At 28.6% G+C, this 26,398-nt stretch carries 14 protein-coding genes; 10 read left to right on the forward strand and 4 right to left on the reverse strand.

What is annotated here, in order from left to right; genetic code table 11:
- Positions 1-42 precede the first annotated feature (42 nt).
- A complete protein-coding gene (locus tag VIM70_RS12850; RefSeq protein ID WP_331946162.1) occupies positions 43-621 on the reverse strand; it encodes an NUDIX hydrolase in 579 nt (192 codons plus the stop codon).
- Between the two features lie 397 nt (positions 622-1,018).
- Between VIM70_RS12850 and VIM70_RS12855 the strand changes: the two genes are divergently transcribed.
- The 6 genes from VIM70_RS12855 to VIM70_RS12880 all read left to right on the forward strand — a co-directional run bounded on the left by VIM70_RS12855 (position 1,019) and on the right by VIM70_RS12880 (position 15,277).
- Positions 1,019-1,375, forward strand: coding sequence for a hypothetical protein (locus tag VIM70_RS12855; RefSeq protein ID WP_331946163.1), 357 nt, complete (start codon positions 1,019-1,021; stop codon positions 1,373-1,375).
- 120 nt (positions 1,376-1,495) lie between these two features.
- On the forward strand, positions 1,496-2,428 hold the full coding sequence (locus VIM70_RS12860; RefSeq protein ID WP_331946164.1) for a vgrg protein: 933 nt from the start codon (positions 1,496-1,498) through the stop codon (positions 2,426-2,428).
- A gap of 247 nt (positions 2,429-2,675) precedes the next feature.
- Complete coding sequence (locus tag VIM70_RS12865) at positions 2,676-5,756, forward strand: insulinase family protein (RefSeq protein ID WP_331946165.1); 3,081 nt, start codon at positions 2,676-2,678, stop codon at positions 5,754-5,756.
- 183 nt (positions 5,757-5,939) lie between these two features.
- The gene (locus VIM70_RS12870; protein WP_331946166.1) at positions 5,940-11,378 is read left to right on the forward strand and encodes a diguanylate cyclase; all 5,439 of its coding nucleotides are present in this window, start codon (positions 5,940-5,942) and stop codon (positions 11,376-11,378) included.
- Between the two features lie 95 nt (positions 11,379-11,473).
- Positions 11,474-14,725 (forward strand): DEAD/DEAH box helicase, encoded by a 3,252-nt coding sequence (locus VIM70_RS12875; RefSeq protein ID WP_331946167.1) that lies wholly within the window; start codon positions 11,474-11,476, stop codon positions 14,723-14,725.
- 105 nt (positions 14,726-14,830) lie between these two features.
- Positions 14,831-15,277, forward strand: a complete 447-nt coding sequence (locus VIM70_RS12880) for a DUF2383 domain-containing protein (RefSeq protein WP_331946168.1) — start codon at positions 14,831-14,833, stop codon at positions 15,275-15,277.
- Between the two features lie 33 nt (positions 15,278-15,310).
- Here VIM70_RS12880 and VIM70_RS12885 read toward each other — a convergent pair whose 3' ends face one another.
- Complete coding sequence (locus VIM70_RS12885; protein WP_331946169.1) at positions 15,311-16,018, reverse strand: tetratricopeptide repeat protein; 708 nt, start codon at positions 16,016-16,018, stop codon at positions 15,311-15,313.
- 129 nt (positions 16,019-16,147) lie between these two features.
- Complete coding sequence (namA, locus tag VIM70_RS12890; protein ID WP_331946213.1) at positions 16,148-17,191, reverse strand: NADPH dehydrogenase NamA; 1,044 nt, start codon at positions 17,189-17,191, stop codon at positions 16,148-16,150.
- 358 nt (positions 17,192-17,549) lie between these two features.
- Between namA and VIM70_RS12895 the strand changes: the two genes are divergently transcribed.
- Both VIM70_RS12895 and VIM70_RS12900 read left to right on the forward strand, forming a co-directional pair.
- Positions 17,550-18,149 (forward strand): hypothetical protein, encoded by a 600-nt coding sequence (locus VIM70_RS12895; RefSeq protein WP_331946170.1) that lies wholly within the window; start codon positions 17,550-17,552, stop codon positions 18,147-18,149.
- Positions 18,150-18,371: 222 nt separating this feature from the next.
- Complete coding sequence (locus VIM70_RS12900; protein ID WP_331946171.1) at positions 18,372-19,481, forward strand: DEAD/DEAH box helicase; 1,110 nt, start codon at positions 18,372-18,374, stop codon at positions 19,479-19,481.
- A 53-nt stretch (positions 19,482-19,534) separates the two neighbouring features.
- Here VIM70_RS12900 and VIM70_RS12905 read toward each other — a convergent pair whose 3' ends face one another.
- Entirely contained in the window at positions 19,535-20,779 is a 1,245-nt protein-coding gene (locus VIM70_RS12905) for a hemolysin family protein (RefSeq protein ID WP_331946172.1), read from the reverse strand.
- Positions 20,780-21,004: 225 nt separating this feature from the next.
- Here VIM70_RS12905 and VIM70_RS12910 point away from each other — a divergent pair, with 225 nt between their 5' ends.
- Entirely contained in the window at positions 21,005-24,409 is a 3,405-nt protein-coding gene (locus VIM70_RS12910; protein WP_331946173.1) for an ATP-binding protein, read from the forward strand.
- A gap of 542 nt (positions 24,410-24,951) precedes the next feature.
- Complete coding sequence (locus VIM70_RS12915) at positions 24,952-26,391, forward strand: sigma-54-dependent transcriptional regulator (RefSeq protein ID WP_331946174.1); 1,440 nt, start codon at positions 24,952-24,954, stop codon at positions 26,389-26,391.
- The last annotated feature ends 7 nt before the right edge of the window (positions 26,392-26,398 follow it).

A 26,398-nucleotide genomic window follows, 5' to 3' on the forward strand; every position in this document is an offset into this window, starting at 1 on the left:
TATTTTATTTACATAATCTTATTGTGATTCATTTTGGTATATCTAACCTATAAAGTTTTGAATCGTAAGAAAAGCCTTAATATCTATCTTCTCATTTGAATTTATTAAACTTTTAGCTTCGCTCTTAGATAATAACATAACCTCAATATCCTCATCTGGTTCTAAATAATCTTTTGATAAATTTCCATTGCAAGTACAATACACTAAGGCTACTGACTCATCTGTCATACCAGTTGAAATATATGCCTTAGATTTAGTCTTTTCATAATCAATTTGGATTAAATCAAGTCCTGTTTCTTCCTTTAACTCACGTCTTACAGTAGTTTTAAAGTCTTCTCCATAATCTACAAGTCCCGCAGGAACTTCATAAACATAATCATTAAGAGGAATCCTAAATTGCTTTATAATCACTAACTTATTCTCATCAACATGAGTAGCTACTATGATAACAGCATCTATATTATCTTCTGCTCCATTAAAATAAGTATTTTTTAATGTATCTAAATCTTTTCTAGAAGCTATGGACCAATTTTTGGTTTCTCCAATTTTATTAGTATACTCCGCATTATAAAGCTTTAAATATTTTGTATCTGCTAGTGTTGTAATATTTTTTATGCTCATTTATTCATCTCCAATAAAGTTGTATTTTATGATTATATTATTTTATGTAGTTACTCAAAATATTCAAGTTTTAAATTATTTATACAATTTGATGATATCACTTTGTAGGAAAAAAAACAAATAACAGGAATGTTATAATCAAAGCGATATTATTAATAACACTTATGCGTATTATCTTGTAGTTTTTATAAAAAAAATTATTAATACTTGGAAATATTCGTATTAATAGTAATAATAATTATATCTTGGATTTAATCAATTATAGAAATAATAATGAGTTTTTGTTATAATGTACATGATTTACAATGCTTTGTGATGTAAACATTATAAATTAAATGTACATTTTGTGGAGGTGTGAAAAATATTTTATTTTGTAAAAGACATAGAAGATAATGTAATGAATATAAATTGTTTACATGAGGTTCCTTTTTTAGAAGAGGCGATATACAATATGTCCATGGTTAAGATGATAAAAGAATATGAAAATTTAAAAAAGTTGTTTATGATAAGTAAAATGGCAAATAACTTTCAGATTAAAGGTGTCGCAGGAAAAGAGTTGGAATTTTTTCTTCTAGAAAATATTCCCTTTGAGGATATGGATTATACTCATGATATTCTACATAATAGAATTAAACAAAGAATGGGACCTGGATTTGATAAATATGAATATGAATTAAAATTAAAATTAAGTGGGACATGCTCTAGAATTTTATTTAAGGCTAAGATAAAATATATTTTAAAAGAATGGATGTAATTCCTTTTTTATTCTTTCACTAATTGATTCTAATTATAAAGTTTTTTTTCTAGCATACGATAACGGAATGTGAGATAATAAACGTATAAGAAAAAAATTTATTAAAAATGGGTGATAGTGATGGCATTATCTTCAAATATAATTTATAATGCGCTTTTAAAACAATATGAATCTAAAACAAAAACTAATATAGTTTCTGATGACAGCACAAACAGTGGTTACAATGAAAAAGGAGTGCAGGAATCTACTTTTAAAACAATGCTTATTCAAATGATGAGTAGTTCAGGTAATTCAATGATGGCAGAGCTTGTATCTAATGCTTTATCAAATGAAAATTCTTATAATTTGGATGATCCACTGAGTTATATGAGTAATTTCAATTCAACTATGAGAGATGCGACCTTGTCATTATCTAATAATAACGGAGAAAATGCTGTTAATAAATTAAACGAATTAGGATATGCATCGGCTCAATATGAATCGAATGCTAATCCAGGGGCAATAAGTAATACACCAGGAGATTATGGTGGGAAATCTTATGGAGCATGGCAATTTTCCTCTAAAACGGGGTCCTTAGATTCATTTATAAGCTCACTTAAAGGAAAAGATAATGAAATTTATTTGAAACTTACATATGCAAAAGCTAAAGATGGTAATAAATTTGGTGAGAATTTTGATAATGCATGGACTAGTATTGCTTCAGCGGACAAAGTTGAATTTTTAAAGTTGCAGCAAGATAATATAAAAGGCAGTTATTATGACACAGCAGCACAAGCTTTAAAATCTAAATATGGGTTTGATATAAGTAAAAAAAGTGATGCTTTAAAAGAAAGTTTGTTATCTACGGTAGTTCAACATGGTGTAGGAGGAACTTTATCTGTATTCTCAAAAATTAATTTAAATAATACAGATGGCAATATTATAAATGATTTGTATAATGAACGGCAAAAGGTGAACGTTTATTTTAAAGATAGTTCATCTTCTATAAAACAAAGCGTTTATAACAGGTTTACTAGAGAAAAGCAAGATATGCTTAATATGTTAAACGGGTAGTCCATTTAATTTAGAAAAAAATCCAGTAGAATTTATTCTACTGGATTTTTATATTTTATAAATGATTATGAATTACAAAATGTTAATAACTATTACAAGAATATAATTCAGGATAAGTTTATGTATTATCAATAAAATAGGATATATGCTAATTAATGCCTTGAATATTAAAAAAAAAGTAAAACATACTATTTATAACACAAAAAATAATAATATTACAAAAAAATTATATTAAAGGGGGAGTAAAATGAGGAAGTTTACAAAAATAACTTCTATATTACTTACAACCGTATTAATACTTATTAACTTCAGTGGGTTAGCTCTAGGAGCACAAGATGCCATAAATGGAAAAGGTAGGCAGGTTGTGCCTAGTCATTATGTATCTGAGGTAAGTATAAAAAATGATTTGAAAGTAGGAAAAAAGGTATCAGGATTTGAATTAGAATCTGAAAAATGGCTTTCCGATATACACTCTACAGCCATGATATTTAAGCATATTAAAAGTGGAGCTAAACTCATTTATTTACGAAATGAAGATCAAAATAAAGTGTTTTCAATAAGCTTTCGTACACCAGTGAGTGATAATACTGGGGTTAACCATATAATCGAACATTCAGTTTTATGTGGTTCAAAAGGGTATCCTGTTAAAGATCCATTTTTAATTATGACTAAACAATCACTCAGTACATTTTTAAATGCATTTACAGGAACAGATTTTACAATGTATCCAGTGGCTAGTAAAAATAACAAAGATTTCGAAAATTTGATGAGTGTATATTTGGATGCTGTTTTTTATCCAAATATATTAAAAGACCCTAAAATACTTAAACAAGAAGGCTGGCATTATGAAATTAATAGCAAAACAGGAGAGTTAAATTATAATGGAATAGTATACAATGAGATGAAAGGTAACTATTCTTCACCAGAGGTAATTTTATCAAATACTATAAATGAGTCACTATTTAACGATAATTCATATAGTTTTGACTCTGGAGGTAATCCAGATAATATTCCTGATTTAACTTACGATAAATTTATAGAAACATATAAAAAATATTATGTCCCATCAAATAGTTCTATATATTTATATGGTAAATTGGATATTGAAAATACATTAAAATTTATTAATGATAAATATCTAAGTAAACTTAAAAAAACAACTGTTAATAGTAAAATTAAAACTCAAAAGGGATATAAAAAAGATGTTGAAAAAATAGCATTATATCCAGTATCTATTAAATCAGCCACTAAAAATATGACTTACCTATCATCAAGTTATGTGATAGATAAGGTTGCAGACGTAGAAAATATGTTAGGTTTTCAAATTCTACAAGAAATTATTTTAAATACTAAAGAGTCACCTTTAAGAAAATCTTTATTACAAAGTGGTATTGGAACTGATGTATATGTAAATTTTAATCCCTCAACCAAGCAACCAACTTTCAGTATAATTGCTACAAATGCAAATGAATCACAAAAATATAAATTCAAAAAATTTGTAGATGAAGCATTAGCACAAGTTGTTTCAAAAGGGTTTGATGAAGAACTTGTAAAATCTGTAGTAACTGCTGTAGAACTAAATATACGTACTCAAAATTCAGATGCTAATAGAGGTATGAATTACATGTCTTCTGCTTTAAATTGTTGGAATTATGATGTGAATCCTACAGAATATTTGGAGATTACTCCTGCACTTAACAAAATAAAATCTGAAATATCTAATGGTTATTTTGAAAAATTAGTACAGAAATATTTATTAGATAATAAACATAATTCATTAGTAGTAGTAAAACCTTCTAATGGATTAAATGAGAAAAAAGAATCAGACTTAAAAAAGAAACTTGAGGAGTATAAAAGATCATTATCACAACCTGAATTAATAAAAATTAAAAAAGATGCTTTGGATCTGAAAAAATGGCAGGGGACTTTGGATTCAAAAGAAAATTTATCGAAAATACCAACACTTCAACGTAAGGATTTAAATTTAAAAGCAGAAGAGATACCAACACTTGAAAAAACAGAAGGCGGTATAAAGGTGATAAGGCATCCTATATTCACTAATGGTATTACTTATTCTAATTTTTATTTTGATAGTTCAAAGGTGCCTCAAAATAAAGTATTATATTTAAAATTACTTGCGAGTATTTTGGGGAATATTAACACGGAAAAATATAATATTGTAGAGCTATCGAATAATATGATGAAATACACTGGAGGAATTAGTTTCAGTTCAACTGCATTTAAAAATAATACTAGCAATAATCTATATACCCCTAAAATGAGCATTTCCGTAAATGCCATTGATAGTTCTTTGCCAAATGCATTTGAACTTTTAGATCAAATAATAAATCACAGTAAACTAGATGATAGGAAGCATATGAAAAGGCTAATTAAAACATTAAGAGGGAACTATGAATCCATGTTTGTTAATTCTGGGAGTACATTTGCGATAAATCGTACATTATCATATTTATCAGATAGTGGTAAGTATAGGGATCTAGATTATTTACCTTATTATAATTTTATTTGTGATTTAGATGATAATTTTGATGTAAAATTTGATGATACGGTAAAAAATTTAAAAAATGTTAGTGATATTGTATTTAATAAAGAGGGATTAGTAGTGAGTTATACAGGTAATGAAAAAAACTATGATTACTTTACGTACATTCTTAATGATTTCGGAGCAAGAATAAAGGATGAAAAATTTCCCATTCAAAAATATAAATTTGATTTTTCAAATAGAAATGAGGCGTTTGTAATTCCGTCACAAGTGCAATATGTGGTCAAAGCTGGAAACATTAAAGGATCAGGATATAATTATAATGGACATATGAAGGTCCTTGAAAATATTTTAAACAGTGATTATTTATGGAAAGAACTTAGAGTTAAAGGTGGTGCTTATGGTGGTGCTATAAGGTTTACAAAAGGCGAGGTATTACTTTATTCCTACCGTGATCCCAATTTAAAAGAGACGCTAAATACTTTTAATGAAGTCGTAAAATTCCTAAAAAACTTTAAAGCGGATGAAAAAGAAATGACAAACTATATAATAGGAACAATAGGAAGTATGGATAATTTAGCAGGACCTTATTCTAAAGGCATGTTAGGTGACAATATGTATTTCACTGGAATAACTCACAATGACGTTCAACGTCTGCGTGATGAAGTATTATCTACTACCCAGGAAGACATAAGGAATTTTGCAAATTTATTAGAAGGCGTAATTAAACAAAATTTACATTGTGTTGTCGGTAGCGAAACTAAAGTAAATGAAAATAAAGATTTATTTGATAGAATTATAGTCCCAATTAACAAGGGTAAATAATGATATTAATAAAATACAAAGAGATTTTTGTTGTTTATTTAGTTTATATTGTAAGTTTAATAAAAATCCAGTGGAATTCCACTGGATTTTTTTTAGAAAATTACATAAGGTTATGAAGTAATTACAAATGCTATGTTATAATGTCAATTAATAGTATATTTATATCTAAGGAAGTGTATAGGAATGAATTTAATTAACAACAGATATAGGTTAATTACAAATTTAAGACAAGATATGATTATGTCTTCATATCTTGTTTCTGATGTGTTAAAAAATCATGAGAAAATACAGTTAAATATAATTAATTCTGAATTTGCATCAGAAAGGTTAATAGATTTTTACTCAGCTGAATTTATAACACTAGCAACTATAAAACATCAAAATATAAGTAGAGTTTATGATTTTGGGTTAATTCACACCCTAGATAATAAAAAAGTAAATAATAGTGAATTTTTCTATACAAATGATTACATTGAGAATACTAAAAGTTTAAATGAATTAAATACAGATATAAATAAAGATGAGATCTTAGATTTGTGTATGCAATTATGTTTGGTGATGAATTATTTGCATATGAGAGGTTTTGTTTATGGAGAATTGAGTACTAAAAATATAATGGTTACTAGTGAAAATAATAAACATAATATTATTCTTAAGGATTTACCAACTATAGAAATTCAAAAGCAAGACCATATGAATAATAATATAGGTGAATTAGAATTTGAGGCTCCCGAGCAGATGTTAGATAATAAAAAAGATGTAACAACAGATATATATTCAATGGGGGTGGTGATGCTTGCCATATGTAGAATTGATGTACAACAAAATTTTAATATACATCAAAGTATTATAATTCTAGAGAATAATGTTAAAAGTAAGTATAGTGAGGATGGGTCAACATTAGATTTTTATGAAAAATTAATATTAATAATTAAGAAAATGACTGAAAAAAATTTGATGGATCGTTATAATAATATAAATGAAATAGTTGATGATATTAATATACTTTTCAATAAAAAATATAGAGCCTATAAAATTAATGAACTTGAAAAACTAAATTTTAACACTAAAATAGTAGGTAGAAATGCTGAAATTACTAAAATAATGGATGCTTATGAGAATTTAATTAGTCATAAATCATCAAATAAAATTATACTTGTTCATGGCGAGCAAGGAATTGGAAAAACAAGACTTTTAAAAGAAATTGAGCATTTACTTTATTTTAAAAAAGCTGTAATATATTCTAGTTTTATTATAGGAAACAACGAAATCAATAGTAGGTCATTTATAGATATTTTAAAGAAAATTGTTTCTATTTCTGATAAGGAAACAATAAAAAGGTATCAGAGTGAACTAATTAAATTTATTCCAGAACTTGGCGATGAAAATAATATTAAGGCTTCAGAAAGTTTAATAGGTAATAAAGAAAAATATAGGTTGATTAGTAGAATATATAGCTTTGTTGAAGAGGTTATTAAGAATAAACCTACCGTTTTTATTATTGATAATGCAAATTGTTTAAATGAATTTTCATTAGAATTTTTAGAATATATAAATGCTCAAAATTATAAGGAGCAAGATATAATAATTATTTTAGCTTGTACCACAGGTGTATTTACTTCAAATAATAGGCTTAAACAGTTATTAAACAAAAATCAATCCAATATGAATATTTATTTAAATAATTTAAAAAATGAAGAGACTGTTATTATGATTAAGGAAATACTTAGTATGCCTAATGCTTCAAATGTCTTTGGGGAAAGAATCTACTCAAAAACATATGGCAATCCATTATTTGTTGAGGAAACTTTAAAAGATTTTGTGGCCAAAAAAATCCTTTATATAAATGTTAATAATGGTAAATGGAATACTCCATTTGAAACATTTGATGAAATGCCAATTGCGTCGACTATGGAGCAGGCGTTATTAAATCAAATAAAGGAAGTTAATCAAAGAAGCTATGAAATTTTAAGTACTATAGCTATATTTAATACTGCTGTTTCAATTCAAATTATTGAAAAGTTTTTTGATTACTCTGAAAACACAATAGAATCTGATATTAATGAGTTATGCGTAAAAGGAATTTTGTGCAAAAAAATTGAAGATATGGGTTTTGTGTTTGATTTTTATAATAAGGTGCTTAAAAACCTAATATATAATAGACTAAGTGAAGAAGTGCGAAAAGTGAAACATGAATTTGCAGCTTCTATTCTTGAAAATATTTTTGAGAACGAGGGTAGCGAAAATAAAGAAGAGCTTATATATCATTTAGAGAAGGCTAAAGATAAACATAGGATTGCAAAATATTGTATAGAGATTGCAGAGAAAATGAAATCATTTAGAATAATGGATGAAGCAATTTCTAAATATGAAAAGGCTTTTTCTGTTTTATCAGATGAAGAAGATCAAAATAAAAAAGTACAAATTCTTCTTGAAATAGGAGATATTTACGTAAATACAGGAAACTTGTCAAGTGCTCTTGAAACTTATAAAAAGATATATGGATATTCAATGAATTTAGTTGAAGAAAAAATTCAAGTTGATTGTGCAAATAAAATAGCACATATATTTATGAGGAGAAATGAAGTGCAAAAATCACTCCAGTATATAAAAAAAAGTGATTCAATATTGCTGAATATTGAATACATGGAGGGCTACCTTGAAAATAAAAAAAATCTAGCAGATGTATATACTTCAAAACAAGAATACGATAAGGTTTTTGACATATGTATGAATTGTTTAAAAAAATGTGGAAATGGTTATATAAAGTACAAAGGACTAATGTATAATAATCTTGGAATTATGTATATGGAAACCTCAAGAGTAGTTGAGGCATTAGAGTGTTATAAAAAAGGACTTAAGTATTTTGAAGAAATAAATTACTCAGAAGGTATGTGTCGTTGTTTAAACAATATTGGAGTAATTTATGGAGATCACTATAATGACAGTGAAACAGCAATTACCTATTATAATAAGTACTTAGTAATCGCGAAGGAAAATAATATAATATACTTAGAGTTATTTGCTTTAGTTAATTTAGCAACTTCTTATTGTGATAAATTTGATTATGAGGTCGCATTAAAATATTTTAAAGATGTACTTGAAAAATCAAAAACCATAGAATTTGAAAGTAACATATTTTATAGCTATAACTATCTCTCATTTGTTTCTTTGAAAATGGGAAACATAAATGAGGCATATGAATATAATTTACTAGCACAAAAAGAACTTGAGTTATATCCTATTCAAGGTAAAGATATTTCTATTTATTATCAAATGGGAGCAGAATTTTATTATGGAATAGGGAATATTGATGTTGCTTTTGATTTAATTAAAAAAGCTTTAAAGATATATAATAATAATGGTACTATTCAAGATAACAATAGTAAATTATTATTGCTTATTTTAGAAATATATCGAACTGAAGGATCTAAGGACATAGAAAATCACCTTGAGAATGTAAAGATAATGATAGATGGTCATAAGAATAATACAAATAAAATCAATTCATTATATGAAATATGTATAGTTTTATTTGAAAAAGGATTTGAGAGGGAAGCAATTAATTTATTAGAAATTTATTCTTTTAATGAGGAATATAATTTAGTAGAGATAGTAAATATTAAAAGGTTATATTTAGAAGGACTTATTTTCAAAGGCAAAAGGAAGATAGATAGCTTAATGGTAGCTTTGGATTTATGTAAAAGATCTAAAAACAAATATTTTCAATGGAGAATATGTAGTGCAATCGGAGATTATTATTTCATGAAGTTTGATTATTTTTATGCAGTAAACTACTATTTGGAAGCTTGTGAGATAATTAAAGACTGTACGTTGCAATTGCCAGAGATTTTAAGAATAAATTATATTAATTCGTGTAATAGGATGAAACCTTTTAATGTAATTAAAGGATTTAGCACACCAAATACTTATAGCAAAATGAGTAATTTGGGACAAGGCAAAATAACCATACTTAACAATGAGGATTTAACAATCCTTTTCAGTTATCATGCATTTTCTGAAATATTAAACAATAAAAATTTTGTTGAATTAGCTCAAAAAATATATAGTTCGATTCTTCCAAAAGGGATTCAAAATATAAATGACATAATTATTAATATGTGTGAGGACCCATTGCAAATATTAGATGTAATAGCAAAACTTATTTCAAGTACAACGTTATCCACTAGAAGCCTAATTATTTCTGAAGCAAATGCTAGTGAATACTCAGTTGTTGCAACAAGTGATGGGAATAATGATATAAGTGATATAAAACTAATACTGCAAAGAGCGCAGGTCACTAAAAACCCTATATTAGTTAGTGAAGCATTTAATAACACGCAAAAAGTAGACTTAAGATTTATTCCTAGTGGTATGAAATCTATAATGTGTATACCAATTGTAAAAAAGGAACATTGTTATATAGAAAGCCCTAAGGGAGAAAATAGAAGAGAATGCGAGCAATTAAAGCAAGTAAAAATAAAGGGTTATTTATATATGGAGTCTGATAGGGTGCTAAATAATTTTAATGAAGATAGTTTGAATAAATGTCTAGAATTAACTTCATTTATAAGTTTCATTATAGAAAATTATTTACTGAAAATTAGTTCTTCTATTGATAAACTAACAGGATTACTTACCAGGCGTTTTTTAGAGGAAGCTCTAATTGAGAATATAGAGAAAACAAAGGCTTTAGGGGGGGTATTCTCAATAATAATGTTTGATTTGGATAATTTTAAAGGTGTAAATGATCGGTTTGGTCATCAAACTGGAGATCAGGTACTTCGAGATGTTAGTAAAACTGTTTTGGATTCAATTAGAAAAATAGATGTATGCGGACGATATGGTGGAGAAGAGTTTATTGTTGTTTTGCCAGAGACTGATACGGATTCTGCAAGTGACATCGCTCAGAGGATAAGAAAAAATATTGAAAACAATAAAATATTAGGTTCGAAAAGAGAACTAACGGTGAGTATGGGTATTGCTACTTTCCCAATACATGGAACGTCTAGGGAAGATCTGGTAGAAAAAGCTGACCAGGCATTGTATGTGGCTAAAGCAAATGGTAAAAACAGATACCAAATTTGGGAAGAAAAATTTTCAGGGAGAACCCAGGGTTCAAATAAGCTCTCAGGAATAATATCAGGAAATGTAGTTCAAGATTCAAGAAATGTACTAGCTATGGTAGAGTTAATCGAGACTATTAAAGTAGAGTGTGATTTTAAAACTAAAATATACAAAACACTAGGAAGAATAATTGAAACCACTGAGGCAAAGAATGGTATGTTGTTTATAGTTAATGATAATAAAATTACTGAAAAATATGGGCGAAGGATTTTTAAGGAAAATTGGATTAAAGTTATAGGTTATAGTGAAAGTATAATAGAGTCTGTAATTAAAAATATGCAAGGGGCATGTTTAATTGATTGGGATTCCATAATAGACTATGATTTAGTGACTGGTATGCCTAATTGGAATTCTGCTATCGTTGTTCCTATAATTAAATCAGGGGTTATATGTGGAATACTTTATTTAACTGTTCCGATTAAAGTTAAGGAATTTAAATTTGAAGATTTAAATTTTGTGAATATTTTGGGGCAGCTATTAGTAGGAATGTTATAGTAACATAGGAAGGACATAAAGCGTAAGCTTTATGTCCTTCCTATATTTATGGTATACTTAGAAGGTTATAAAATTCATGTAACTAGGGAGAAAATATGTTAAAAGAAGATATGATATTACAAATATTTAATGAAGGAACCAGTGGTAAAAATCAATCTAAAGGTCAAAGGGTTCTTAGTAATGATTTGGTTTCGTCTGTATGTATTACAAATGAAGATAAATTAATATGCATCGAGGGCAATGTAATTTCAGAAAGGCTTTTTAATGAATACCGTACAAAAATTGAAATGGATGCAGAGAGGAGAAGTATTTTTTCAACCTTTTGTACCTGCCCTGACTTTGAGACTAATGAGTTTAAAAAAGAAAATTATTGTTGTAAACATTTAGTAGCCACCTTTTATAAAGCATTGGAAGATCTTTCTAATCACCCTCTCTTAAAAGAGGAAGATGTGGTAGACATTAGTGTATTTAAAAACAATACAAATGTATTATCTATGCTTTTAGGTGATGAAAAACATAAAGATGAAACTAAAATAGAGGTGTATATAAATAAAAATCAGTGGACGAGTGACCTCACTGCGGAGTTTAAAATAGGGTTAAGTTCTATGAACTCAAGTAATCTTTACGTTTTAAAGGATATTAATCACTTTTTATTAGGGTATTATAATAACATTCCTATAAACTATAGTAAAAATTTTACTTTTAATGCTGAAACTCAAAAATTAACCACAAGGGATAAAAGGCTTATTGATTTTATTGAAATGTTAAAAACTATGGAGGGATCCCTAAGGCACATTAGCAAAAGTGAAGGAAAGTATGTAGATGGGAAAAATATAAAAATTCCTAAATATTTAACTAGAGAATTTTTTGATATTATAACAAAGCATAGGGTATATTTAAATGAAGGATTTTTTTATAGACCTTGTGATACAGAAATTTTATATGAGTCTCCGCCACTAGATTTTGATTTGAAAATAATAAAGGATAAGTATGTGCTTAAATCTTCAAGTGGAATGCCAGTATCTTTAGGTTCTAAGAATGATGTTTTCTTATATGGTAGCACTATATATCTTCCGAACTATGAGTTTTGTTATAAGATAAGTCCTTACCTTCAAGTTTTTAATGAGGCAAAGGTTGTAACTATGACAAATCTTGAGGAAGAAAATATATTAAGACGACTGATTCCAGACCTTAATTTTTTATCACCCAGTGTTGTTTTATCTAAGGCAATAAAAGATAAAATATTAATGGCAAAAAGCCACTTTAATTTTTACTTTAATCAGGAAGGAAAAGAAATTACTTTAACACTCAAGGTTAAGTATGGAACTTTTGAATTTAATATTTTTGAGGATTGCTTTGAAAAAATAATATATAGGAATTCAAAAAAAGAAACCCAGGTTGTGTCAATTGTAAAAAACTTAGGGTTTGAGCAAATAAAGAATAAGTTTTATTTTCTAAAAGGAGAAGAATATATTTTTAAATTTTTCAAAAGTGATATAGAAAGGCTCCAAGAAATAGGAGAAGTATATTACTCTGAGAACTTCAAAGGCTTAAAATCTTTGGGGACGAAGGGTATAAGCGGAGATATTAAAAGTGGAAAATATAATTATTTCGAAATGGACTTTAAAATAGGAGATATTCAGCCCCTAGAAACTAACAATATATTAAGGGCATTTAGAAATAGTCTTAAATATTATAAGCTTAAAAATGGTGAGTATCTTGATTTGGAAGAATTAGAGCTTAACAAATTCTTAAAACTTTTAGATGTGATGGCGATAACTTGTGGTGACAATAATCATATTAAAATACCTAAAAATAAAGGTGTTTTCTTAGATAGTTATTTAGAAGATAATAAGATTAGATATATAAAAGGGAAAAAAGAACTAAAAGAAGTAAAAGATAAAATTAAGAATATTGAGAGATTAAACTTCAAAGAGCCAGATGGTTTATTAGGTAAATTAAGAGAGTATCAAAAAATCGGATATAATTGGTTCAAAACCTTAGATTATTTAGGGTTCGGTGGGATTTTAGGAGATGAAATGGGCCTAGGTAAAACAATTCAAGCTATCACTTTTATATTATCAAGTAAGGGAAGTAAGACTTTAATTGTAGCACCTACATCCCTGATTTATAATTGGATTAGTGAGTTTGAAAAGTTTGCACCTAGGTTAAAAGTAGCTGCAGTTAGTGGACCACAGGAAGTTAGGAATGAAATAATAAAGAATATAGAAAATTATGATGTCTTTATTACTACATATAACCTATTAAAGAGGGATTTAGAAAGCTATAGTGGAATAGAGTTTAATCATTGTATATTAGATGAAGCCCAAAACATTAAAAATCCAAACTCTCAAAATGCAACAGCTGTGAAGGAAATAAAGGCAGATACAAAATTTGCACTAACAGGAACTCCAGTAGAAAATTCCCTTATGGATTTATGGTCTATATTTGATTTTATAATGCCCGGATACTTATATGATGAAAAGATATTTAGTGTAAGATATCATAAGAAACTTAAGACAAGTCCGGAAATATTAGAAGATTTAAATAGACTTATAAAACCTTTTATTCTCAGGCGAAGAAAAAAAGACGTTTTAAAGGAATTACCTGATAAAATAGAAAAAACATTAATGGTTAGTTTAGATGATGAGCAAAAAAAAGTCTATAAGATATATGCAAATCATGCAATGGAACTTATTAAAAACAAGGTACAAAACGATGAGTTTAAAAATAGTAAGATAGAAATTCTAGCATATATAACAAAGCTAAGACAGCTATGCTTAGACCCCACAGTACTCATGAATGATTATAGTGGTGGAAGTGCAAAAATAGAAGCTTTAGTTGAATATCTTCATAAAAGTATAGATGAGCAGCATAGAGTACTTGTTTTTTCTCAATTCACATCTGTTCTTAAGAATATACAAAAGAGACTTAAAGAGGAGGCAATATCTTTTAGTTACTTGGATGGTGCAGTGCCTGCAGAGAAGAGAATGAGTTTGGTAAAAGCATTTAATGATGGTGGAAATTCTGTATTTTTAATAAGCTTAAAGGCTGGAGGAACAGGACTTAATTTAACTGCTGCAGATGTAGTAATTCACTTTGATCCTTGGTGGAATCCGGCTGTTGAAGAGCAAGCAACTGATAGGGCTCATAGAATTGGCCAAAAAAATGTGGTGAGTGTAATAAAAATTATAGCAAAGGGGACTATTGAGGAAAAAATTCTGTTACTTCAAGAAGAGAAAAAAAAGCTAATATCAGAGCTTATGGGAGACGAATTATCTAGTGGTGAAGGTTTTGCTGCAATGAGCGAGACAGAGATATTTGGGTTGTTTGAAATGAAGGAATAATTCATATATAATCTTGCATAATGTTATTAGGTATAATGCAATTAAGTATAATGCAATTAAGTATAATGCAATTAAGTAATGCTCACAATAAACTGAGGTGAGATTATGGATACAAACAATGATATAAAAGAAATGAACAAATTTTTAAAAGGAATACACATGGGAGGTTCTACCTTTAAAGATTATCTTCATAAAACTAAAGACCCAGAGCTTAAAGATGTGTTGGTTCAAATTATAGAATCATTTAAAACACATGAAGAGGCAATTACGAATAGAATTGAGGAACTTTCCGGAAATGCCGCTGATACCCTTGGGGTAATGGGTACAATGGCGAATTTTCTTGAAAAGATTAAACTTGCACCTGTAAATACTGATGCAGAAGTATGCGAGCATGCAATTGCTGCTATGGAGATGGGAATAAAGCAAGGCAAAAAGTTTATTGAGGAGAACAAGAGCTTGGATGCTAGTCTTATGAGTGAAGTAGAAGGTGTTGTAGCTGATTATGACAATCATTTAAGAAAAATTCAAGAATCAATGCTAATATGTAAATAATAAATGCTCCCACAAAACATGTGGGAGCATTTATTATTTAATACTTATAAACATACTTTTAAGTGTACTATAGTGACATTTGTACCATTCATTTTTAGGGTCTATTTTATATGCTATTTCTGCAAATTTTAAGGCGTTTATGTTATTTCCATTTGCCATATATACTTCAGAGGTTCCAAAATAGGCGTTGCTTTTTTTGTTATCCACTTCAATGGCTTTATTATATATTTCAATAGACTCTTTGTTTTTGTGTAATGACAATAGTGCACTTGCTTTACCACATAATGCATCGTATAAATTAGGACTTAGTTTAAGGCAAAAATCAAAACATTCTAAAGCTCTCTTAAAATCATTTAGAATAGCGAAAAATTCCGCTTTTTTAAAATATATGTTTGCATTTCCTGTGTCACTCTCAAGAAGTTTTTCGCAGTAGTAAATGCATTTATCAAAGTCACCAGTTAGATCATGTATATTAACTAACATCCAGTAAGCTTTTGGGTCATCTGGTACTAAACTTAGATATTTTCTTATACATTTTTCTGCCTCATACATTTCGTATAGTTCTATATAAGCTTGAGCTTTTATAAAATAAACTTCGACACATTCACTATTAAGTAAAATTGCTTTATTAAAATTCTTAAATGCTTTTTCAATCTCTCCATCATTGAAAAGTCCTTTGCCTTTTTCTATATATTCTTTTATTAGGGTTTCATCTGTTATTAATTTATTAATATTTTTCATTTAAGTTCCCCTTCCACATACAATCATACATTAGAATTATTGACATAAAATAAAACAGTATACATGTGGTAACTAATAAAAAATCAGCTAATCCATTAGAAGTTAATGGGTAGCTGATTTTTTATTTCATTAAAATCCGTTTTTGCTCACAATATTGCTTCGCTTATATTGTATAGGCCATTCTATAGTTTCTTCTAATTGGCTAGCTGCGCCAAATACCCAATAAGGATTTCTTAAAAGTTCTCTTCCTAAATATACCAAATCGGATCTATTATTGCTTAATATTTCTTCTGCCATCAAAGGTGAAGTGATAAGGCCGCCGGCTATAGTTTTTATATTACATTGTTTTTTTATTATTTCAGAATAACAAATTTGATATCCTGGATAGGTAGATATCCTTGCAGGAACAGTTCCACCAGAACTAACATTTACTAGATCTATACCAATATCTTTTATGAGATTTATAAGTGAAGCAGTTTCCTCTGCACTGTTTCCACCCTCTGCGTAGTCTTCTGCAGATACTCTTAATTGTAATGGTTTAGTTTCAGGCCAAACTGTTTTTACAGCCTGTATAATTTCCCTTAAGAATCTTACCCTGTTCTCCTTTGTACCTCCGTATTCATCTTTTCTTTTATTGGTTAATGGTGATAAAAATTGACCTATTAAATACCCGTGGGCGCCATGTAATTCTAATAAATCAAAACCGGCAGTTAATGCTCTTTTAGCTGCAGATTTAAATAAATCTATAGTATTAGTAATATCTTCTTTTGTCATTTCATTTGGCAACCTATAATGTTCATTAAAAGCTATAGGGCTTGGGGCAATAATTGGATAGGAAAGGGTCTCTGATTTTCTTCCCGCATGATTAATTTGAATGCCTATTTTTGCTCCATATTTATGACATTCATCCACTATATTTGCTAGATTTTTAATATGTTCATCAGACCATATGCCTAAATCGTTATCGGTTATACGACCACCAGGCTGAATTCCCGTTGATTCTATAATAATAAGACCAACTCCACCAATAGCCCTAGTTGAATAATGTATAAAGTGCCAATTATTTGCCAAACCATCTTGATCATTACAAGAATCCATGCACATTGGAGCCATGACTATTCTATTTCTTAAATACATGTCTTTTATTTTCAAATTGCTAAATAATTTTGAAATTTATAATCGCCTCTTTTCTTAAGTAGTCTGGATATATTAGTTGTAGAAAAATTAAATCTTGGTAACATAGCTTTTAATTATTAATAGTTAAGTATATCATTATTAAAAAGATAGTAAAGTATGCACTTAGAGTTTCTAATATTGGTTCCAGTTTTAAGAATAATGTTAAAATATATGTTTTTATATATAAATTTACCGATAAACTTAAACTTATCTATTTTGTTCATTTTGTAATTACAAAAAACAACAAAATTGTAATATTACATCTTGTTATATTTTTATCACGTGTGCTATACTAAACCTGTTAATCAAGATGTAAAGCAATACAATATTAATAAAAATAAATGGGGGTATTCAAATGAAATTTAAAGCAATAATGTTAACACTAGCACTAGGAGCTACTTTATTAGTAGGATGTGGTTCTAAAGCAGCTGCACCAGCAACAACTACACCAGCACCAGCGGCAACTACACCAGCACCAGCAGCAACAACCACACCAGCACCAGCTGCAACAAATCCACCAGTAAAAGCTGATGTTGTGACAACAGCTTCAATAGTAGGCACCGAAGCTGCTTTCCAAAAAGCAGTAAGTAAAGATGGATCTTGGATTATAGCAACAGTACAAGATTTAACTATTAGTAAAGAAATTGTTTTAGAAGGCGCATTTAAAAACGAAGCTAAAGCTACTGCACGTACAATCGCTCTTTATGCTCAAGACGCTGCAGGAAAAAAATCAGCTTCATATACTGTAACAGCACCAAAATTAACAGTTAAGAGTGAAAATACTACAATCAAAGGTGGAACATTTAAAGGTGATGTATATGTTGACGCTAAAGGATTTACAATAGTAGATGGTAAAGTAGAAGGTAATGTTACTTTTGCTACAGAAGCACTTAAATCTGCATTTAAACTAGGGGCCGGTGGATCTATAACTGGGACTACTGCAGTAGTAAAATAATAACTTAGGTTATCTACTTTTAAAGTAGGTTACTTATAACATAAAAAATCAGCTAATTCATTAGAAGTTAATGGGTTAGCTGATTTTTTAATTGCGGGGAAAATAAATTTTTTTCATATGCACTTTCGCAAAACTCTTTTTATTATAATCAATGTCTGATATACTTAGATAGTTTGTATAAACAATCAACAAAAATATTTTAAAATAGAAAGGTAAATAAAAATGATAAAGTTTAAAAAACTAGGACTAAGCGATGATATTCTAAGTATGATTAAAATTCAAGGAATAAGTGAGCCAACGGAAATTCAAGAGCAAAGTATTAAATTAATAAAGGATGGCAAAGATGTTATAGCGGAGGCACAAACAGGAACTGGGAAAACACTTGCGTTTTTATTGCCAATGTTTGATAATATGTCAGCTGATATAAACACCATTCAAGGATTAATAGTAACACCTACAAGAGAGCTAGCACTTCAGATAACTCAGGAAGCTAAAAAGATTGCAGGAGTTAAAAATTTGAATATTTTAGCAGCTTACGGTGGTAAAGATATAGGTGCGCAACTAAAAAAACTAAAAGGAAATATTCATCTTGTTATTGCAACTCCAGGAAGACTATTAGATCATCTTAGCCGTGGTACGGTGAAACTTGATAACCTTAAGACATTAGTATTAGATGAGGCAGATCAAATGCTTCTTATGGGATTTAAAAACGATATTGAGGCTATTTTAGAAAAAACATCTAAGAAGAGGCAAACTTTATGTTTTTCAGCAACCATGAGTTCAGAAGTAAAAAAAATGGCATACAAATATATGAATGATCCTATAGAAGTAATTATTAAAAAACAAGAAACAACTCTTAAGAATATAAAACAGTTCTTAATAGAAACTACAGATAGAAAAAAACAAGAAGATTTATGTAAGGTAATGGACGAAGGTAATCCCTTTATGGCCATTATATTTTGTAGAACTAAAAGAAGAGTTGATGATCTTGAGGTAGCTCTTTATAAAAAGGGATACAATTGTAAAAAGCTACACTCAGATATTACACAATCAAAAAGAGAAAAGATAATGAAAGAGTTTAAACACTGTGATATTCAGTATTTAATTGCCACAGATGTAGCATCCAGAGGGCTAGATATAAATGGAGTTAGTCATGTTTATAACTACGATATACCTGAAACTGCTGAAGCGTATATACACCGCATTGGGAGAACAGGAAGAGCTGGCGAGGATGGATACACATATTTATTTGCAGCACCTAAAGATAAATTTCTTTTAGATGCTATAGAAAAGAAAATTAAAGGTAAAATTCCTCGAAAAATTTTAGAGTAAATAAAAAACTTAAACTTGATTAAATCAAGTTTAAGTTTTTTATTTACATATATTTAAGTTATAATTTTTAGTTTTACTATACGATTTTTACTAGTGTCTAGTATAATGAATTTTGTATCGTTAAAATTTATTGTCTCACCTGTGGCTGGAAGTCTTCCATGTATTCCTGTAACATAACCACCTATGGAATCAAAATCATCCGACTCAATATTAAGGCCTATCATTTCATTAACCATGCTTATTTTTGTATCACCATCAACAATGAATTCATCTTCTTTAATAATTTCTATTTTATCAGTATCATCGTCATATTCATCGTCTATATCTCCAACTATTTCTTCTACTAAATCTTCGATAGTAACAAGTCCAGCAGTACCACCATATTCATCCAGCAAAATTGCTATTGGTACTCGTTTTAAACGCATGTCTGCAAATAAATCAACAGTACTTTTAAACTCGTAGCTAAAGTATGGTACACGCATATGTTTCTCTATACTGAATTCTTCTTTTCCATCTTCGAAGAAAATTAAATCTTTAATATATAAAACTCCGATAATATTATCAACAGTGTCTTCATATATAGGAAGTCTTGAGAATTGCTCTTCCCTGAAGATTTTTATTAGTTCTTCATAAGTTGAGTTTGCATTTGCTACAATCATATCAGTCCTTGGAGTCATAACATCTTTTGCTTGTGAATCTCCAAATTCAAATACATTATAAATCATTTGCTTCTCTTCGCCTTCTAAAACCCCTTCCTCATGGCTTACATTAACCATAGTTTTTAACTCTTCTTCAGTAATAAAGGGCCTTTGCTTTCCGACTTCTCCACCAAATATTTTTATTATAGTATTTGTTATATAAATTAATACCATAGTAATTGGACTTAAAATGAAGGTAATTATACTTAGTGGCCGAACAAGACTTAAAGAAACTTTTTCGGAATTTTGTGCAGCTAATGATTTTGGTGTTATTTCCGCAAAAATCAATACAAGAATTGTCATTATAGCAGTCGCAATACCGACTCCAGAATCACCCCAATAATGTATAGCAAGAGAGGTTCCTAGTGCAGAGGCACCAATATTTGCAACGTTATTTCCTACCAAAATACCGGTTAAGAGTTTACTTGGGGTTTTAAGTAATTTATTAATTAAGTCAGCACCTTTAATTTCTGAATCTACCATATGTCTTAATCTAATTTTGCTCAAAGTCATTAGAGAAGTTTCAGAGGCAGAGAAAAAGGCCGAAAATAGTAATAAAATCACTAAAGATATAATTTGCCACGTACCATCGGGGTCCATAATATTTTCACACTCCTTAAGAATAGAACATACGAAAATTATATCATAAAATGAAAGATAGTTAAATAAATTTATCATTTACGCTTTAAATAACTGTATTTCATTGTATATACTTAGTTAATATGAAGATGAAACTATAATGAAAAGTAGTATTTAATATGGTATTATATATTGTGTGCATTTTTTTAAAATGGTACTCTAATACAGTGAAGAAGGAGTTAATTTATGGTAGTAATTAAGACTCATAGAATAAAACTATTTATTTTACTATCAATAACTTTAATTGTGTTTGTTACAATAATTAAAGGAAGTAGTGAAATTAGCCACACAAAAAAGAAAATACCCATAGCAGAAAAGGGGGTATTAGATTTAAGAAATTGGGATTTTAAAAAGGATGGTATGATTAAACTTAATGGTGGATGGGAGTTTTATGATAATAAATTGCTTTTACCTCAAAATTTTGCGAATACTCCTTTGGGAACTAGTAGTTATAGACATCTACCGGATGTTTTAAAGCAACAGGAATATTGTACATATAGATTGAAGCTGCTTATGAATAATAAGGAGGAGCTTTATTCAGTAAAGATAGGTTTTATCCAAAGTGCGTATGAACTTTGGGCTGACGATAAATTAATAAACTCTGTAGGACAAGTTGGCAAAACTAAAAATGAAATGATTCCGCAAAAGGACCCAACTATAGACTCTTTTTATGTGAAAAATGGTGAAATCTATTTAGTCCTTAGAGTTAGTAATTTTTATAATAAATATGGACATATAGATACGTTAGTACTTGGAAATTCAGAAAAGATTACAACTATAAGAGAGAATAAATTAGCACTGAGTTTATTTATTTTTGGATGTACCATTATGGCTGCTATATTCAGCTTTGGAGTATTTGTTAATAGAAGAAAAGACAAGGGTCAATTATATTTTGCAATTGTTTGCGTAATAATTGCCATTAGGACATTATTTATTGGTAAAGGATTTCTAACCCCACTATTACCTGACCTTAATTATACTTTAGCTGCAAAATTAAAACTTTGGACATTTTATGCATACATTCCATTCATTATGTTGTTTATAGATAATTCTTACAAAAAAATTATGTCACGTAAATTAGTGAAAATATCTAATTATTTAGCTTTGGTATTTACCTTGATTGTAATTTTCATTCCAGTTCAGTATTATTTATACTATATAGCACCTTTTGAAGCATTAGCTTTAACATTGATATTTTATATGATGTATACAATTTCTGAAAAATATATACAGAGGCAACAAACTGATTTTATAGTTGTGGTAGGGCTGTTTGCATTATTTATCACAAGAATTAACGATATCTTGTATGAATACAGTATCATATTTACGGATTCATTTGCATCACAAGGTATATTATTATTTATTATTGTGAATTATTATGTTTTAGCAAAAAGGCAAGCTAATGAACTTTCAAGAGTTGAGAATAATAGTGCTAAACTTAGATCTTTAAATGACTTAAAAGATGATTTTCTTGCTGTAACTTCTCATGAGTTAAAGACTCCATTAAATGGGATTATTGGATTAACTGAAGGAATAGTAAATAATAAATATGCTAATATAGATACAGAGCTCAGGGAGGAACTGTTTTTGGTGAATTCTAGTGCTAAAAGATTATCTAACTTGGTTAATGATATGATGATATTCTCTAAGCTTAAAAATAATCAAATTGTTTTGCATACCAAATCTATTAATATAAGCAATGTGGTAGATATGGTAATAAAATTTAGTGAAATATCAATAAACAATAAAAATGTTGTTTTTAAAAATTTTATAAACAAAGATACACCTTATGTGTTTGGAGATGAGGATAGAATTCAGCAAATTTTATATAATTTATTGAGTAATTCTATAAAATTTACACATGAAGGGGAAATAATATTATCTTATGTCGTAAAAAAACCTTTTGTTGAAATTTGTGTTGCAGACACCGGAATAGGAATTCCAGAGCATGAAATTCATAAAATTTTTAATAGATATGAGCAGGTGGATGGAATTTCAGAGAAATATGGTGGTACTGGGGTAGGGCTTTATGTAACTAAAGAGCTTATTCAAATACAGGGTGGTACCATTAAGGTTTCTTCGGTTATAGGGGGTGGGAGTAAATTTATTTTTACTCTTCCATTATGCACTGAGGAAGAGCTAAAGAGTAATCTTCATGAAAATCTCTATAATAAAGATAATGAAGAGACCGCAGAAATGCTAGCAACATATTCAAAACATCTAGAGATAAAACCTAACGTAGTAAGTGTATCTATGGAGAATGTTAGAAAAATTATTAATGAAAATATAGATTCAAGTAGTAAAGATAAGTACAAGATTTTAATAGTTGATGATGAGTATGTAAATCTTAAGGTATTAAAGAATTATCTATCAAATGGAACTTTTGAAATCTTAGAAGCATCATCAGGCACTGACGCATTGAGAGTAATCGATGAAAATGTAGATTTAGATTTGGTAATTCTTGATTTGATGATGCCTGATATTTCAGGGAATGATGTGTGTGTGATTATTAGGGAAAAACAATCCATTTTTGAACTTCCAGTGTTAATTATGACTGCAGATAGTAGCGTAGAACATTTAGTTTTGGCATTTGAGTGTGGTGCAAATGATTATTTAAATAAACCTTTTAATATGCATGAACTGCTCTGTAGAATAAATACTTTGATAACATTAAAGCACTCAGTAAAAAAAGCCCTATCATTAGTACATGAGCTTGGAATAGCTAAAAATCAAGTTGAAACTCTTAGCGTGCAAAATGCAGAAGCCACTAGGCGGGTAGAAGAGCTTATAGCATATGACAAGGTGAAAACGGATTTTTTAACTAATATGTCACATGAACTTAGAACTCCTCTAAATGTAATTTGTAGTACAGTACAGTTGTTAAAATCCTTGGACGGATCAAAAAAATTAGGTGAAGAAAAAATTAAATATTATATTAATATAATGAATCAAAATTCTCTAAGGTTACTTAGACTTATTAATAACATAATAGATACAACTAAAATTGATGCAGATTATATAAGCCTTAATCTTAAAAATGGCGATATAGTATATGTTGTTGAAGAAATATCGCAATCTGTAGCTGAGTATATAAAAAGTCATGGTATAACCCTTATATTTGATACTGATGTAGAGGAAAAAATAATTGCATTTGATGAAGAAAAAATTGAAAGAATTATGTTGAATTTATTATCCAATGCAGTTAAATTTACTAAGAGAAATGGAAGCATTCTAGTTAATATTTCTGATGATGTAGGGTTTATTGAAATATCTATAAAAGACACAGGTATAGGAATTCCAAAAGGTAAGTTAGATTTTATTTTTGAACGTTTTGCACAAATTGATAAATCTACATCAAGACAAAATGAGGGGAGTGGCATAGGACTCGCATTAGTAAAATCCCTTGTAGAAATGCATGGAGGTAAAATTAGTGCGTATAGTGTCGAGGGAGAAGGAAGCGAATTCATAATAACTCTACCAGTTAAAACAGTTGATAGAGAAGAGGAGGAAAATAATCTTAATAATAAAGAGGTCTTTGAAAAAAATTATGAACAAAATCTATCAATAGAATTTTCCGATATATATAAATAGATTTTATGTTTCTATAGAAATATAGTTTTATAAGGTAACTATGTGGGAACAATATAAATAAAACTAATTTAAGTGTCAACTGAATTTGAAAATGTCCCAAAAAGTTTTAATTATTAGCACCAGCAATAGCTGGTGCTTTGTTGTTGCTACTGGAAGAGTTTAAAGCAATGCAGCTTTTTATTCAAATTTAATAGGTGTAAAGTCACCAGTAATAGCATCAAATGGGGCTATTATAAAAGAAAAGTTAACAGACAAAGTTATTTATAAAAATGAATTAGGTATTGAAAATTATAGAGGTTTGCAATAAAGATAAATTAAAGTTAAATTTAAATACTCATAACAGTATAATTAGCTCCAGTAGACATATATATGTTATTACAAAATATCTATTTCTTAAATCTATGATGAATTAAAATATTGATGCTAAGAAGCTTTTTTTTTACACTTAAAACTTGAATATTTATTTCAATACAGTTTATAATAAAGGAAGTGTATTAAGTGTATTAAGTGTATTAAGTGTATTAATCTTTGGGAGTGATAATTTGAAGAGAAGCGAAAAAATCTATGAGTATATTGCTGAAAAAACAGATAAATTTAATCGTGAAAACTTAGTGGAAAAAATCGGTTTTAGCGCAGCTGAAATATCTCAGAGTTTAGATATTTTAAGAAATAACGTAAGTATGGAATTAAATGAATTGCTTAGACAGGATAGAATAATAAAAATAAAATCTAGACCTGTGTTATACGTTGATAATGCTTGTTTAGAAAGAATTTTGAATAAAAAGTTGCCAGTTGGGCCAATAGAAGTAAAAAATTTAAATGAGTTTTTCTTGGAAAAAAATGAAACTAGCCAGGAAGAATGTCCTTTTGATAAACTTATTGGAGCACAAACTAGTCTTAAAAATCAAATTGAACAGGCAAAAGCTGCAATACTTTATCCTCCAAATGGTTTGCACACATTAATTGTTGGTCAAACAGGAGTTGGTAAAACCTTGTTTGCAAATATGATGTACAAGCAAGCAAAGTATTGGAAAAAATTAGATGAAAACTCACCATTTATAGTATTTAATTGTGCTGATTATTATAATAATCCTCAACTTTTAACCTCACAACTGTTTGGACATATTAAAGGAGCATACACCGGTGCTGATAGCGAAAAGGCTGGAATTGTTGAAAAAGCAGATACCGGTATATTATTTCTAGATGAAATACACAGATTACCACCAGAAGGACAGGAAATGTTGTTTTATTTTATGGATACAGGTATGTTTAATAGATTAGGAGAGACAGAGAGAAACAGAAAATCTTGCGTTTTAATAATTGGAGCCACTACGGAGGAGCCCAATTCATCACTACTAAAGACATTTGTAAGAAGAATACCAATAATTATAACTATTCCTAACTTTGATAAAAGGACAGCCAGTGATAAAGTTGATTTTATCAAATTTTTATTAGCCAATGAGGCACATAGAGTAAACAAAGTAATAAAAATTGAAGATGAAGCAGTAAAGGCAATTATTGGAAGCACATCTTATGGAAATATTGGTCAGATGAAATCAAATATTCAACTTATTTGCGCTAAGGGTTTTTTAAATAGTATCAATAATAAGGATTTTATAGAAATAGATTTTAATTCGTTGCCTTCAGAAATTAAAAGCGGATTATTTTATCTAAGTGGCAAACGTAAAGAAATGGAAGAAATATCTGGCTATTTAGATTCGCAACTAATAGTTACTTCAGAAGGTCACAGTGTATTAATTGAAAAAGATCCTTATGATCCACCTTTTAATTTATACAAAATAATAGAAGATAAGGCAGCAATTTTGAAAAAAGGAGGTGCAGATGAGGAGTATATAAACAATTTTATTACAACTGATATCAATGTGCATATTAAATCCTTTTATAACAAGGTTAAAAATGATGAGGATGGTAGAAGTAAAATATTAAAAATAGTAGATGAAGATATTCTTAAATTTTCATAAGAAATAA

The sequence above is a fragment of the Clostridium sp. genome (assembly GCF_036569345.1).
Taxonomy (GTDB): Bacteria; Bacillota; Clostridia; order Clostridiales; family Clostridiaceae; genus Clostridium_AD.

Excerpts from the sequence above, each read along its gene's own strand:
- VIM70_RS12850 (WP_331946162.1), bottom strand. The coding sequence starts at position 621 with ATGAGCATAAAAAATATTACAACACTAGCAGATACAAAATATTTAAAG.
- VIM70_RS12855 (WP_331946163.1), top strand. The coding sequence starts at position 1,019 with ATGAATATAAATTGTTTACATGAGGTTCCTTTTTTAGAAGAGGCGATA.
- VIM70_RS12860 (WP_331946164.1), top strand. The coding sequence starts at position 1,496 with ATGGCATTATCTTCAAATATAATTTATAATGCGCTTTTAAAACAATAT.
- VIM70_RS12865 (WP_331946165.1), top strand. The coding sequence starts at position 2,676 with ATGAGGAAGTTTACAAAAATAACTTCTATATTACTTACAACCGTATTA.
- VIM70_RS12870 (WP_331946166.1), top strand. The coding sequence starts at position 5,940 with ATGAATTTAATTAACAACAGATATAGGTTAATTACAAATTTAAGACAA.
- VIM70_RS12875 (WP_331946167.1), top strand. The coding sequence starts at position 11,474 with ATGTTAAAAGAAGATATGATATTACAAATATTTAATGAAGGAACCAGT.
- VIM70_RS12880 (WP_331946168.1), top strand. The coding sequence starts at position 14,831 with ATGGATACAAACAATGATATAAAAGAAATGAACAAATTTTTAAAAGGA.
- VIM70_RS12885 (WP_331946169.1), bottom strand. The coding sequence starts at position 16,018 with ATGAAAAATATTAATAAATTAATAACAGATGAAACCCTAATAAAAGAA.
- VIM70_RS12895 (WP_331946170.1), top strand. The coding sequence starts at position 17,550 with ATGAAATTTAAAGCAATAATGTTAACACTAGCACTAGGAGCTACTTTA.
- VIM70_RS12900 (WP_331946171.1), top strand. The coding sequence starts at position 18,372 with ATGATAAAGTTTAAAAAACTAGGACTAAGCGATGATATTCTAAGTATG.
- VIM70_RS12905 (WP_331946172.1), bottom strand. The coding sequence starts at position 20,779 with ATGGACCCCGATGGTACGTGGCAAATTATATCTTTAGTGATTTTATTA.
- VIM70_RS12910 (WP_331946173.1), top strand. The coding sequence starts at position 21,005 with ATGGTAGTAATTAAGACTCATAGAATAAAACTATTTATTTTACTATCA.